This window comes from Saccharothrix deserti, assembly GCF_009769385.1.
Classification (GTDB): Bacteria; Actinomycetota; Actinomycetes; order Mycobacteriales; family Pseudonocardiaceae; genus Actinosynnema; species Actinosynnema deserti.
Genome location: NZ_VKAB01000039.1, coordinates 1 through 11,665, shown reverse-complemented (window position 1 = coordinate 11,665; position 11,665 = coordinate 1). Strand labels below are relative to the sequence as shown.

At 64.9% G+C, this 11,665-nt stretch carries 14 protein-coding genes and 1 tRNA gene; 6 read left to right on the top strand and 9 right to left on the bottom strand.

Annotated elements, in window-relative coordinates; translation table 11 throughout:
• Window positions 1-42: 42 nt before the first annotated feature.
• The 3 genes from FM051_RS40000 to FM051_RS39990 all read left to right on the top strand — a co-directional run bounded on the left by FM051_RS40000 (window position 43) and on the right by FM051_RS39990 (window position 1,919).
• On the top strand, window positions 43-816 hold the full coding sequence (locus FM051_RS40000; RefSeq protein WP_158852339.1) for a GntR family transcriptional regulator: 774 nt from the start codon (window positions 43-45) through the stop codon (window positions 814-816).
• Between the two features lie 8 nt (window positions 817-824).
• Window positions 825-1,583 carry a protein phosphatase 2C domain-containing protein gene (locus FM051_RS39995; protein ID WP_158852338.1) on the top strand — a complete coding sequence of 253 codons (759 nt, stop codon included), beginning with the start codon at window positions 825-827 and terminating at the stop codon, window positions 1,581-1,583.
• A gap of 236 nt (window positions 1,584-1,819) precedes the next feature.
• Window positions 1,820-1,919 (top strand) — tRNA-Ser (locus FM051_RS39990).
• A 74-nt stretch (window positions 1,920-1,993) separates the two neighbouring features.
• Here the strand turns inward: FM051_RS39990 and FM051_RS39985 are convergent.
• The 9 genes from FM051_RS39985 to FM051_RS39945 form a co-directional block, all read right to left on the bottom strand.
• Window positions 1,994-3,268, bottom strand: a complete 1,275-nt coding sequence (locus tag FM051_RS39985) for a tyrosine-type recombinase/integrase (RefSeq protein ID WP_158852337.1) — start codon at window positions 3,266-3,268, stop codon at window positions 1,994-1,996.
• Window positions 3,268-3,447 (bottom strand): helix-turn-helix domain-containing protein, encoded by a 180-nt coding sequence (locus FM051_RS39980; protein WP_158852336.1) that lies wholly within the window; start codon window positions 3,445-3,447, stop codon window positions 3,268-3,270. Before FM051_RS39980 ends, FM051_RS39985 begins: the two co-directional genes overlap by 1 nt.
• Before the next feature lie 16 nt (window positions 3,448-3,463).
• Window positions 3,464-5,038 (bottom strand): replication initiator, encoded by a 1,575-nt coding sequence (locus FM051_RS39975; protein ID WP_158852407.1) that lies wholly within the window; start codon window positions 5,036-5,038, stop codon window positions 3,464-3,466.
• Between the two features lie 23 nt (window positions 5,039-5,061).
• Complete coding sequence (locus tag FM051_RS39970; RefSeq protein WP_238412990.1) at window positions 5,062-6,465, bottom strand: FtsK/SpoIIIE domain-containing protein; 1,404 nt, start codon at window positions 6,463-6,465, stop codon at window positions 5,062-5,064.
• 492 nt (window positions 6,466-6,957) lie between these two features.
• Entirely contained in the window at window positions 6,958-7,236 is a 279-nt protein-coding gene (locus FM051_RS39965) for a helix-turn-helix domain-containing protein (protein WP_158852334.1), read from the bottom strand.
• 87 nt (window positions 7,237-7,323) lie between these two features.
• On the bottom strand, window positions 7,324-7,593 hold the full coding sequence (locus tag FM051_RS39960) for a transcriptional regulator (protein ID WP_158852333.1): 270 nt from the start codon (window positions 7,591-7,593) through the stop codon (window positions 7,324-7,326).
• 65 nt (window positions 7,594-7,658) lie between these two features.
• Complete coding sequence (locus FM051_RS39955) at window positions 7,659-7,955, bottom strand: AMED_5909 family protein (RefSeq protein ID WP_158852332.1); 297 nt, start codon at window positions 7,953-7,955, stop codon at window positions 7,659-7,661.
• Window positions 7,952-8,227, bottom strand: coding sequence for a hypothetical protein (locus FM051_RS39950; RefSeq protein WP_158852331.1), 276 nt, complete (start codon window positions 8,225-8,227; stop codon window positions 7,952-7,954). Before FM051_RS39950 ends, FM051_RS39955 begins: the two co-directional genes overlap by 4 nt.
• A 1-nt stretch (window position 8,228) precedes the next feature.
• Window positions 8,229-8,690 carry a hypothetical protein gene (locus tag FM051_RS39945; protein ID WP_158852330.1) on the bottom strand — a complete coding sequence of 154 codons (462 nt, stop codon included), beginning with the start codon at window positions 8,688-8,690 and terminating at the stop codon, window positions 8,229-8,231.
• 200 nt (window positions 8,691-8,890) lie between these two features.
• Here FM051_RS39945 and FM051_RS39940 point away from each other — a divergent pair, with 200 nt between their 5' ends.
• Genes FM051_RS39940 through FM051_RS39930 form a run of 3 tightly spaced genes read left to right on the top strand, consistent with a single transcriptional unit; the run spans window position 8,891 to window position 11,240 of the window.
• On the top strand, window positions 8,891-9,733 hold the full coding sequence (locus FM051_RS39940) for a GntR family transcriptional regulator (RefSeq protein ID WP_202919251.1): 843 nt from the start codon (window positions 8,891-8,893) through the stop codon (window positions 9,731-9,733).
• On the top strand, window positions 9,730-10,458 hold the full coding sequence (locus FM051_RS39935; RefSeq protein ID WP_158852329.1) for an HAD family hydrolase: 729 nt from the start codon (window positions 9,730-9,732) through the stop codon (window positions 10,456-10,458). Before FM051_RS39940 ends, FM051_RS39935 begins: the two co-directional genes overlap by 4 nt.
• Window positions 10,455-11,240: a hypothetical protein gene (locus tag FM051_RS39930; protein ID WP_158852328.1), complete on the top strand. Its 786-nt coding sequence runs from the start codon at window positions 10,455-10,457 to the stop codon at window positions 11,238-11,240. The genes FM051_RS39935 and FM051_RS39930 overlap by 4 nt, the downstream gene beginning before the upstream one ends.
• The last annotated feature ends 425 nt before the right edge of the window (window positions 11,241-11,665 follow it).

The window sequence follows — 11,665 nt, the reverse complement described above, 5'->3', positions numbered from 1 at the left end:
GGGTGTCAAGACTCTGTATGCAGACTGCCCTACACTGGTGTCATGACCAGCGGATTCACGGATGCACGTCCGCTCCAAGTGCAGGTTGCGGACGATGTCCGCCTCAAGATCGAAAGTGGCGAGTGGCCCCCAGGCCACAAGTTGCCCTCGTTCGATGACCTTGCAGCGGCACATGGCTGCTCACTTGCGGTGGTACGCAAGGCAATTGACCTGCTAAAACAGCAAGGTCTCATCGTGACGATGCAGGGCAGTGGAACGTTTGTTCGTTCTCGCCCAGTCACGCAATTGCAGGGAATTGAGCGCTACTCGCGCAGTCTTTGGGAGTCCGGCAAGACGGTACTTGTCGCTACGCCCAGGGATTCAATTTACGGTACCGCGAGTCAAGAAATCCGAGCACTCGAAGAGGTTCCTGCATCCAAGTTGGTTGCCGATCGCTTGGGGATTGAGGTCGGAACGCCGGTATGGGCTCGACGTAGAACCACTGCCGTTGACGGTCGACCTAACCAGCTCGCCGACAGCTACTACGAACTGGATGTCGTCCGTGGTACAGCGATTATGGAACCTGACACGGGCCCTGGTGGTGGATTCGCCCGGCTCGAAGAGAATGGCTATCGACTGGCCGAGGTGGAGGAAGAGCTTTCGACCAGGATGCCTACGGGTCCTGAGTCCGTTTCACTACAGCTTCCGCCGGGTACCCCGGTGCTTGAGCTCGTGAGGACGGTTTACGACGATACTGGCCGCGCAGTGGAGGTTATGGTTTCCGTAATCGCTGGTGACACTGCTGCATTTCGTTACCGCTTTCCCATTCCGGACTAAGGATCTAGATGCGAGCCGTGATGGAAAGCCAGGCTACGCCTGGTCGGGCAAACGATGACTATGCCGCACTTGGCTTGGAATGGGCCGTCGTACTGGACGGGGCAACGGCGCTAAAACCAGCAGAGAACGGCTGTATCCATGACGTTCCTTGGGTGGTCCATCGACTTGCCGGAAATCTGGCTCACCTGCTGACCATTGCGCCGGATGTTGCACTGGCCGACGCTTTGGCTGAGTCAATCGCACGCACTTGCGCGGCGCATGAGAAGACGTGCGACTTGAGCAACCCGGACAGTCCTTCCTCAACGGTCACGATATTGCGCTGTCGAGATGATTTTCTCGACTACCTCGTTCTTGGGGATTCGCCGCTGCTGGTCAACCGTGCGGGAAAAGTCGAACCCATCTTGGATGAGCGGATGGCGAACCTTAACGACTACTCGTATGAAGCTGTGATGGCAGTGCAGAACACTCCAGAGGGGTACTACGTTGCTAGCACTATGCCCGATGCTGCTTACCAGGCTGTCCGTGGCACTGTTCCGGCGGAAGGCGTCGATGCCGCAGCGTTGCTAACCGATGGCGCAAGCCGCCTTGTAGATGCATTCCAGTTGATGTCGTGGGAAGAACTGTTTCGCATCCTGTCCGATGAAGGACCTGCGAGCCTGGTTGCACGAACGAGAAAGGTCGAAGCGGACGGGGCCACGGCGAACGATGGTCGGAAACGCAAGCACCACGACGATGCGACTGCCGTACTTGTGGAGCTTGCACCGTAGCGACGGCTGTAGCGCGTCCAGGCGTCGCCGGACCGGTGACGGAAGCGACCGGGGCGCAATCGTCACTTGCCCCTGCCGGCGGGGTTTCGTCGTCGGGGGCGGTCGAGCCAACGGTGCTCGACTTAGTTCTACGTCTGTCCACAACGGACCGAACTAGTCTCAAACGCCGTCTCATTCACCCCGGTTCAACCGTCGTTCAGGACCGTTCAACGAGGTTCAGGCAGGTGGCCTGGCCTGCGGCAGGGACGGCGGCGACCCACCCCGTACGGCTATGCAAATACCTTGAAAGCGGGAGACGGGCAACCGTCCGGGGGTTCAAATCCCTCCGCTTCCGCACGTTAGAGGGGGTGCGGCCGGTCTCTTGGGACCGGCCGCACCCCCTTCGTGTAGCAACGGGTGTAGCAACGTCCTCAGCCCAGTTCGGCCGTGAGCTTCTTGAGCGCTTCCCGCTTGTCCTGGAGTGAGACAGAGGCGTAGATCGTCATTGTCACGTCGATGGCCGAGTGGCCGACGATGTCCCGGACGATGTGCGGCGGCACGCCGAGCCGGAGCAGCAGCGTCACGCACGAGTGCCGCAGGTCGTGGAACCTCACGCCGTCGAGGCCCGCACGCTTGCGCAGCGGGTACCAGCTCGCCCGAAGATAGGTCGGATCGATCGGCCCGCCCTGCGGCGTTGTGAAGACCAGCCCGGAGTCCTCCCATGCGTCCGCCGCTTCGGCCTCATCATCCTGGCGGTCCCAGTGCTCAATGAGCGCTTCCGCGACGAGCGGCGGCAGCGGAGTGGATCGCTCCGATCGGTCCGTCTTCGGCGGGACGAACACGAGCTTGGTACCGACTCGCTGAAGGGTCTGCCGGACCTGCAAGCTCGGGAAATACCGGTCCGCGCACTCTTCACAGAACTCGTCCGCGTGAGGCCCGCACGGCTCATCCCAGCCGTCCCAGTCGATATCGGTCCACCGCAGGCCGAGCAGCTCACCACGGCGCATCCCGAGGTAGAGCGCCAGCACGTACAGCGCCTTTAGCCGGTCGCTCTCTGCCTCCTTCAGGAGCTTCCGCGCCTGGTCCGCGTCGAGACCCCGGTGAACGTCGTACCGAGGTGACTTGACCTGCACCAGCTTGGCCACGTTGCGCGGGATGACCTCCTCTCGCATCGCGTGTTGAAGGGCGTTCCTCAGAACCGCGTGGATCTGCTGAACGGTTCGATCGGAGAGCACTTGACCGCAGCACTCCCCCACGGCACAGCACCGCCGAGCATCCTTCGGCCGCTTGGCGTCGATCTTGTCCGCGCAGCACCGGCAGTCGTGCCGAAGCCGAGTCAGGAACGTCCGCACGTCCTGCGCCGAAAGCCGCTGGAGCTTCTTCGCGCCCAGGCCGGGGACCAGGTGCCGCCGCACAACGGCCCCATAGCCTTCCACCGTCCTCGGACGCTTGGTGGAGACGACGTTGTCCAGCCAGTACTTCAGGTAGCCCTCAATCGTCCAGTTGTCCGCAGAAACCGGAATGCCAGCGTCGGAATCCGCGATCTTCTTCCGGAGCTTCTTCCAAGCCTCCTCTTCCGAGGTTGCCGAAACAGTCACCCGCTTCCGATGACCGGTGGTGGTGAGCACGTAGGCTGCACCGATCCACATACCGTCTTTGCGCTGGTAGACGGACCCTTCGCCGTTCGACCGCTTCCCCCGAGCCATTACGCGGCCTCCTGCATCAGGCGAGACAGGTACTCCTGAACCGAGGTCGCCGGAATTCGCCGGCTACCACCGATCTTGACCGAGGTCAGCTCCCCTGCCCTGATCAGGTCGAACACCTTCGTCCGACCGATTCGCAGGGCGCGTGCCACCTCTTCGACGCGGTACAGCATGTCCTTCATGAATCCCCCCGAGCGATCAAGCTGCGAGCTGAGTTGCCGAAAGTTCTGGAGAGCCAGCCGCGAGCAACGCACGGTCGTACTCGGCTTTCCACGTGACCCGTTGGGCTATGGCGTGCATGAGCAGGTGCGCGCGTGGCGGCACGTTGGGGTCGCCGGGCCGGACCTTGTGCCAGACGAGCTCGGACGTGTCGGGTTCCGGCTTCTCGATACCCACGGCCTTGAGCGCTTCGAGGACGAACCGCTTCCGATCGGCCCTGTGATCGGCCAGCGTCTTGCCCGACCACTTCCGCGACACCAGCACCCGCCGACCGGGCAGGCCCAGCGTGGTCCGCCGGTGCGCCCGCCCCTTGCAGTGCCCCGGCGTGGTCCGGGAGCCCGCGCCGCGTGGTTGGACGCCGTAGAGCAGCCAGACCGGGCACCGGTCCGAGCAGGGCGTCACGGCCAGCTCGTCCGCCAGGCGGTCCGCGTGCCTGCGCTGCCGGTCGGTGCGTTGCTCGACCACCTCACCGATGGACTTGGTGAGGTACTTGGTCAGGTAGCCGATGTGGCGTCCGGCCTCCTCCGAGCCGCCCAGGATGCCCTTGGAGTGGACCTGGCGGCCGAAGGTCACCACGTGCGCCGGCTCCTCCACCGCCTCGACCGCGTCGACCCAGGCCGTCAACGGCTCCCGCGTGTCCGGGTCGACGAACGCCTCGGCCCGCGCGTCCCAGACCGGCAGGTGGTCACCGCCGTAGACGCGTTCGTCGTGCGCGGGCCACCACACCTGGTGGTAGGTCGCCGCCGTGACCAGGCGGACGGTCTCGTGCGGGATCGAACCGCGGACTGCCGCATGCAGGTGCGGCGCCGCCCGCCGCTGCGGTTCGACGGTGGCGAAGTACTGGACGTCCCAGCCGACGACCCGGCGCAGGTTCTGCCACCACCGGTCCACCAGGGAGGCGAAGTGCACCGCGTCCCGGGCCGCGCGCCGGTAGTCGTAGGTGTCCGGGTCGACCGGTGTGCCGTCGTCACGCACCCGCCCGTAGGTGTCCAGCGTGAGCGTGACGAACATCGACGGCCGGAACCCGCCCGCGTACTCCCGCCCGACCGTGCGCTTCTCCACGCGCCGTCGAGGCAGGTTCGGCGCGTCCTGCCGCCGCTTCGTGGACCGCTTCACCGGCCGCTTGCCGGGCGCGTCGGGCGAGGGGAACCGGCCCCGGACACCGAGTTGCCGAAGTTCCGCGTCGACCGAGTGGATCTCCTCCCGCAGCTCGTCAGCGTGGCCCGCCTCACCGGCCTCGACCGCGTCCCGGTACGCCTTGACCAGGTCCGCCCGGAACGTCATCAGCTCCGTCTCGTCCTGCGACGGCCGGCGCGGGGTGAAGTCGGGTTCCTCGGCCACGTGCCAGCCCTCACGGCACTGGGCCATCCGCAACGCCTTCGCCTTCCTGGCGCACGGCGCACACACGCTCTCGACCGTCGACCCGCACGGCACCGCGACGTACCGGACTTCGTAGCTGGCCCGGTCCTCCACCTCCATCGTGAACGGCCGCACGCACACCCCGTGCTGCTCGGCCGCAGCCTTGGCCACGTCCAGCGCCATCGGCTGACGCATCCGCTCAGCCCGCGTACCAGTCGTCACGCCGCCACCCCCTCGGCACCATCAGGGTTGTTCGGAAACGGCCGCACCTCAGCAGGCCGGAAGTAGTCGCGCAGCGTCGCCAGATCCGCATCGGTCACGTGGAAGGCCCGAGCCCGATCCGGCTCCCGCTGGCCGTCCTGCTTCACCCAGGCGACACCAGGCGTGTTCTCGCTGATCTCGTGAGCCGCCGCGCCCCGCTGCCGGACACCGTCGCCAAGGACCATGTCCACCTGTTGCGGTTCGTCCAGGCGCAGCGCCACGCGGGTGCTGAACAGGTGCCGGAAGGACACGACCTCCTTACGCGGGTCCTGCACCAAACCGACGAGCACATAACCGGGAGCCCGCCCCTGCGAGGCGATCGTCTGGACCGCCCGCACCGCACGCTCACGAAGCTGCTTGTCCGGCTGGTAGGCGATCACGTCCGCCAGCTCATCCACGACGAGCACGGTCAACGGCTCACCGGTGTCCCGAGCCCACAGCCGCCGAATGCCCCGGTAGCGAGAGGCCCGCTCCTTCACCTCAGCGGCGATCTCCTCCAGCAGTTCGACCGCGTCAGCGCCGTTGCCGAACACCAGCCGATCGAAGGCATCTGGGCACTGGCCCAGCTCCATCCCGCCCTTCGGGTCGATCCCCACGAGCCGCACCAGGCCCGCCCGAACCGCCGGCGCGAGCTGCCACACGATCGACCACAACACCGAGCCCTTCCCGGCCCCTGGCACACCGACCACCAGGAGCTGAGACCCGAGCAGCCGCAGCCGCCACGGCTTACCCGTCTCGGTCCGCCCGACGACCACCCGCTTGAAGTCGACGTCCGCCGAACCGTCCAATGCAGGAACAGGCACCGGCCGCACGAGCGGATCAGCGTGGACGAAGTCCAGTTCCAGCAACCGAGGCCGCAGCACCCGGACACGGCACGAGCGAGCGCCGAACGAGTGCGCCAGGTTGTCCCGCCGCAGCTCCCACGCCTCAGGTGACTGGGCAGGGATCATCCGCACCCGAACCCGGTCCCGCCAGCCCTCCGAGCGGACACGCCGCAGCTTCGGCCGGTACTCACGGCCACGGTCCCGCTTGGCCAGGTCGGACAGCCGCATCACCGACCGCCATTTCGGGACGTACACCGTCGCCCGCCGCCACTCGGTGACCAGCCGGAACCAGACGTGCCGCAGGAACGACGCCCGATGCAGACCAGCCCAGATCGCCAACGCCGCGACCAGCGACAACAGCGCTAGCACCAACGGCGAAAGACCGAACCGCCACCAGCACCAGGCCGCCGACGCCGGCACCAGCGTCACCACCGGATACCGGACGACAACGAGCACCAGGCGCACGACGCCGACCAGCGCCAGCCACACCACGGCCACCAAGGCCGCAATCCACTTTGCTTTGCCCGGCACCAACATCCACCACGGCACCCGAGGCCGAGCACCCTCGAACGGAGCCGGATCAACCCATCGAGACATCAGGCCACACCCCCGACCGGGAGCGACCAGACCGCCGGCACCACGACCAACACCACCACGGCGAAGATCAGCGGCAACCAACCCAGACAGGCACAGCACGCGAGCTGACCCGGCGCGAACACGCCGAATCGCTTACAACGCTGGCACTTCGACCCGTTGGACAACTTCCACTCTGACGGGGCGACGGCCCGACTTGACGCACGTCCCCCACGACGAGATACCCTCAACATGACTGGAATCCCTTGTGTGTCAACAAAAATGCATGACGAAGCCAGTCAGGTGAGTCGCAGGGAGACAGCCGGAGCCCGCCAAGACTTGGACCGTCTTCCCGCGACCCACACCGACCAGCCGCGAACTGTTCAGTTGTCATCAGGGCGTCCGCCATCGCCACGCGACCACATCGGTCACGCGCTCCAGGACACGCCTACGTTGCTAGAAACGTGGTGGAAGTGGCTTGGCCTTGACCGGCCGATGCCTCACACGAGCCTCCGCACGGAAGCCACGCCACGCCTCCACCCCTGCCGGGGTCAGTTGGTACAGATAAGCCCTGCGGCTGCGGGCCGGCACGACCACACCCGACACCCGGACCGCGTGACCGGCGGCGATCAGGTCCCGCACCACCATGCGGACCGTCTCCTGGTTCAGCCCCACCGCCGCCGCCAACTCCCTCGCCAGCCAAGCCCGGTACGGCTGCTCAACCCACTTGGCCATCACCTCGGCCAGCGCACCCGCCAGTAGCACACGTTCGCCGCACTGCGCGTCACGCCGTCCGGCAGGTGCGCACCCATCACGACCCGATCAGGCCGCACCCCCACCGTCCCCCTTCCCCGAGCTCCGCTCATCCGGCGACCAGTTCGTCTCGACCTCGAACAGGTCCTCGAACCGCACCTCCAACGGCGCGAAAGCGGCCAACGCCCCCGCGATGAACGCGGCACCCGGCCGCAGCTCACCGGTCAACACCCGCGAAATGGTCGAGCGGTTCACACCCATCGCGGGTGCCAACAAGTAGTCCGAAGTCAACGCCGACCGCCGCGCCGACCGCTGGAACTCGGCCACCCGCAACTTCACCGTGTACCGACTGTCCCGATTACCGGCACGGACACGTCTCGCCCGGGGCTTGGGCCGCTGCGCCGTCACCGGCCGCTCCCGTCATCCCCCGCCGACCCGGAAGCCAGAGCCCGCGCGATCTCCTCGCCCTTCTCCCGCTCCCGCGTGGCCCAGTACAACGCCTCGTGGTGATGCCCACGATCGATCTCCGCGACCCGCCCGTACACCTCGGCCGACCGCAGGTAGAAGTCACGCTTCGCAGCCGGTTCCGCATCAGGCGCGGGCATCACCTTGACCAGCGCATCGTGCGCGTCCTTCAGCGTCGTAACCGCACGCGCCGTCCGCCACAACTCCTCATCCGAAACGTGCTTCGCCTTCCTCATGCCCCGTCCTCATCCGGGTTGACACGGGCGTACTCGATCCGCGCCCGACGATCGAATTCCTCGGCAGCGACGGCGCAGGCGTGACGAGCCCACAAGGGCACCGCCAGATCAGCGGCCAAGATCCGCCACGCCCGCGCCACCGCCGAGTAGCTGTCAGCCAGCCGAAGCACCGCCGCCGATCCGTCCGCAGTGGACGCCCCGAACAGGGCTTCGGTCTGCTCCGCGTACGCGAGGTTCCAGCGAGCGACCGCCTCGCGAGACGGCCGCGCCACCTCAGGCCGCCTTCTGCTCGCCCTGGGGCTTCTCGCCCGAACGCTTCGGAGCAGCGCCCACCTGCGGCGACACGATGCCCGTAGCCCGGATCGTGAACCCCTGGTACTTGTACCGATCACCCATCACGCGCGGCTCAACCGTGAGCCCGTCGAACGCCACCGGCCGCACCTCCACACCAGGCATGACCTGCACAGCCTGCGGCGGCACCGGCTGGACATCAGCCAGGATCGTCACCGTCACCGACGCGTCCCGCTCCTTCTCGGCGGACGGGTCCGTGACCACGACCTTCCACTGGCGCTTGCCCGTGCGCTCGTCAACGCGCTGTTTGGCCTGCTTCCCGCGGCCTTTGTCCTCCGCGCTCATGTACTCCATGTCCGGCGCGACCTCACCGACCATCAACGCCCCCATGGGGAACACCTGGTCAAACGACGCCTCGAACCGCGTCCCGTACGGAACCGCCACGAGCCACCTCCATCACCTTGCCAGCCCGCCTGTCCGAGCTAGCCAAGTCACAAGCTAGCCAGCCTAGCTAGCCAAGTCAAGCAAGTGGGTGTTTGTGCTGGTGAGCTAGCTCTCTAGGCGAGCTAGACAAGTAGCGCGCAGCGAGGCACAGTTCAACAAACGGCACATGATGTACATATGAGGCCCGATAGGAGCTGTGCATGGCACTGGACCCGGACGACCCGCGACCGCCATACGTGCAGGTGGCAAACGCTCTACGGGCCGCCATCCTGACCAAGGTCTTCAAGGCCGGAGACAAGCTCCCGTCCCGCGCCGAGCTGGCCAAGAAGTACGACGTAGCCCCGATGACGGTGCAGAGCGCCCTACGCGAGCTGCGCGACGAGGGCCTGATCGTCTCCCGGCAGGGCAGCGGCGTGTTCGTCCGAGAACGGACAGAGCGCCCGGTCGGCCTGCGCCCCCACATCGAACAGGCCTTCGCGTCCGACCGCGTGACGATCGACTTCTCGGGCTTCTCCGGCGAGACCCTCCACGGCATCCTTCAGGAGCCGCTGGACAAGATCCGCATCGGCCGCCTGACACCCGAGGCGATCCACGTCCGCATCCTCGTACCCGACCCCACCGTCCCGTGGTCGGTCCCCTGCACCGTCGACGACCAGGCCGACAGCCCAGCCTTCCGCGAACGAGCCGCCGAGATCATGCGCCGCCACACCCTGGCAATCGTGGACAACGTCACCGAACTCGGCGCACTCGGCCTGGTCAAGGACGCCACCGCAGAAGTCCGCGTCCACCCAGCCCCACCACTCTTCAAGCTCTACCTGATCAACAACGACGAAGCCTTCTTCGGCTTCTACCCCGTCCGCGAACACGTCCTATCCCTAGGCGGTCAACCCCAAGCCATCTACGACCTCATGGGCAAAGACGCCATCCTCTTCCACCACAGCACCACCGACGACGACACCAGCACCGGCAGCCAATACGTAGACCAAGCCCGCACCTGGTTCGACAGCCTCTGGACCACCATCGCGACGGAGTATAAGCGGTGACCACCAATCATGTGGTTATAGACGACCCGGAAGCCTTGCGCCGCATTCTGGCGACCACCGACGTGTTGTTGCTCGACTTCGATGGCCCCGTCTGCGCGATCTTCGCCAACGTCCCCGCCCACTACGTCGCTGACCAGCTCCGCAACGTGCTGGCTGACAGTGGTCACACCACGCTGCCCGCCGAGGTCGAGAAGACCGAGGACCCCTTCGACGTCCTCACCTACGCCGCCGCACTCGGCACCGACGAGGCCCGCTACGTCGAAGCTGCTCTACGAGCTCACGAGGTCGAAGCCGCAGCCACCGCGCCACCCACGCCAGGCGCACACGATTTCATCCACGCCTGGCAAGCAACGGGTCGCAAACTCGCGATCGTCAGCAACAACTCACAGGCAGCCGTCAACACATACCTACACCGGCACAACCTCACGCCCCTCATACACACAGTGTCCGCACGTACCAATTCCGACCCTACGCTGCTGAAGCCAAACGCTCATCTCGTTGACCAAGCAGTCGCTTCAGTCAACGTCCGACCATCCAGATGTACATTGATCGGCGATTCGTCCAGTGACATCTCCGCAGGAAGAGCGACTGGAACAAGGACCATCGGGTACGCGAACAAACCTGGAAAGGTGGCGACGTTGTCATCGCCACAAGCCCACGCAATCGTGACATCGATGAAGATACCAGCAGCCATCCTGAATGCAGCCGACGGCGAGTTCCGATGACTGTTGATCCGAGCGAAATAGAAGCGTGGCTAAAGCGCACCGGATACCCCTTCGAGATGCAGGTTGCGAACGCCTTCCGACAGGGCGGAGCATCGTCAGTTTCCCAGTCAAATTACTACCACGACGTGACAACTGGAGAGATCCGCGAGGGCGACGTATTGGCCCAGTGGCCAGGATCAGTTTCGGTTCAACTCGAAGTTGCAATTGAATGCAAGTCCCCCACAACTCCGTGGGTCATCTTCACCGACCGACACGAGTTCGACTTCCCGTTTAGCCTGAGACACTGGCTTGACGCCACGCCACAGTCCGGCATGACGGCGGAGCTGATCACGTCAATAACGGACCAGATTGATGAGGACAGCCTCCCACTTCTCTCCCTGGTTCGGTTCCCCGGGTACGGCGTTACCGAGAAGAAGAACGAAGACAAGTCACGAAGTAGCGGGGTCGGAAGTGCGTATGACGCGGTACGCCAAGCCGCGTCTTTCGCATTGGGGCTCTCGCGCAGATACGATCAAGCAGGGCAGCAGATGCCCAACGCTATCGGTCTACTCAGCTTCCCAATGGTCGTAACACGATCACCACTCTTTGAGTGCTGGCTGGGTATCGACAACGAACCAAAAGTCCAAAGCGTGGATATTTCATCGGTTCACGTGTATCTTGGCTCCCCTCCGCAGCATCTGATTGTCACCATCTGCAATGAGTCCGGTCTCACCAAACTAGTCAAAGCCTGCGACAACATGATGCAGAGCTTGTCTCGATCTTCCGCTTCGATGACGAGATAGTCATGAACACGTACGTCTACGGCTTCCGGGTCGCACACGCCCCAAGCCCTGCACCTACGTCACCGCTCTGCGGTCGATCTCTTCAGGACCTATTCTGAGAGCTTCAGACATGTCCGGAACGCATCCAAGACAGAGATGCTATAGGAAACTACGACCCAAGACATTAACGAGGACTAGTGCGCGACACAAAACCTAAACGTTACGAGGGCACGTGGAACTTTGCGGGAACCACACTCGGTGGCTACGTTGAAATCCGTGAAGAAATCACGCTAATCCTCTATGGCACCTTGACGGCACCTAGCCCGGATCTTTCGTGTGGGTGGCGGCCCGGCTTGAGGCTGGGACCGGTGGCTGTTGCGGGTCCTCCTTCCGGTGTTCGGCATGGTCGAGGTGGCCCGTTGTCGGCCGGGGTGCCGCCGGGTTCC

Bases quoted from the DNA above. Each gene is read 5' to 3' on its own strand.
- FM051_RS40000 (WP_158852339.1), top strand. From the start codon at position 43: ATGACCAGCGGATTCACGGATGCACGTCCGCTCCAAGTGCAGGTTGCG.
- FM051_RS39995 (WP_158852338.1), top strand. From the start codon at position 825: ATGCGAGCCGTGATGGAAAGCCAGGCTACGCCTGGTCGGGCAAACGAT.
- FM051_RS39985 (WP_158852337.1), bottom strand. From the start codon at position 3,268: ATGGCTCGGGGGAAGCGGTCGAACGGCGAAGGGTCCGTCTACCAGCGC.
- FM051_RS39980 (WP_158852336.1), bottom strand. From the start codon at position 3,447: ATGAAGGACATGCTGTACCGCGTCGAAGAGGTGGCACGCGCCCTGCGA.
- FM051_RS39975 (WP_158852407.1), bottom strand. From the start codon at position 5,038: ATGCGTCAGCCGATGGCGCTGGACGTGGCCAAGGCTGCGGCCGAGCAG.
- FM051_RS39970 (WP_238412990.1), bottom strand. From the start codon at position 6,465: ATGTTGGTGCCGGGCAAAGCAAAGTGGATTGCGGCCTTGGTGGCCGTG.
- FM051_RS39965 (WP_158852334.1), bottom strand. From the start codon at position 7,236: ATGGCCAAGTGGGTTGAGCAGCCGTACCGGGCTTGGCTGGCGAGGGAG.
- FM051_RS39955 (WP_158852332.1), bottom strand. From the start codon at position 7,955: ATGAGGAAGGCGAAGCACGTTTCGGATGAGGAGTTGTGGCGGACGGCG.
- FM051_RS39940 (WP_202919251.1), top strand. From the start codon at position 8,891: ATGGCACTGGACCCGGACGACCCGCGACCGCCATACGTGCAGGTGGCA.
- FM051_RS39930 (WP_158852328.1), top strand. From the start codon at position 10,455: ATGACTGTTGATCCGAGCGAAATAGAAGCGTGGCTAAAGCGCACCGGA.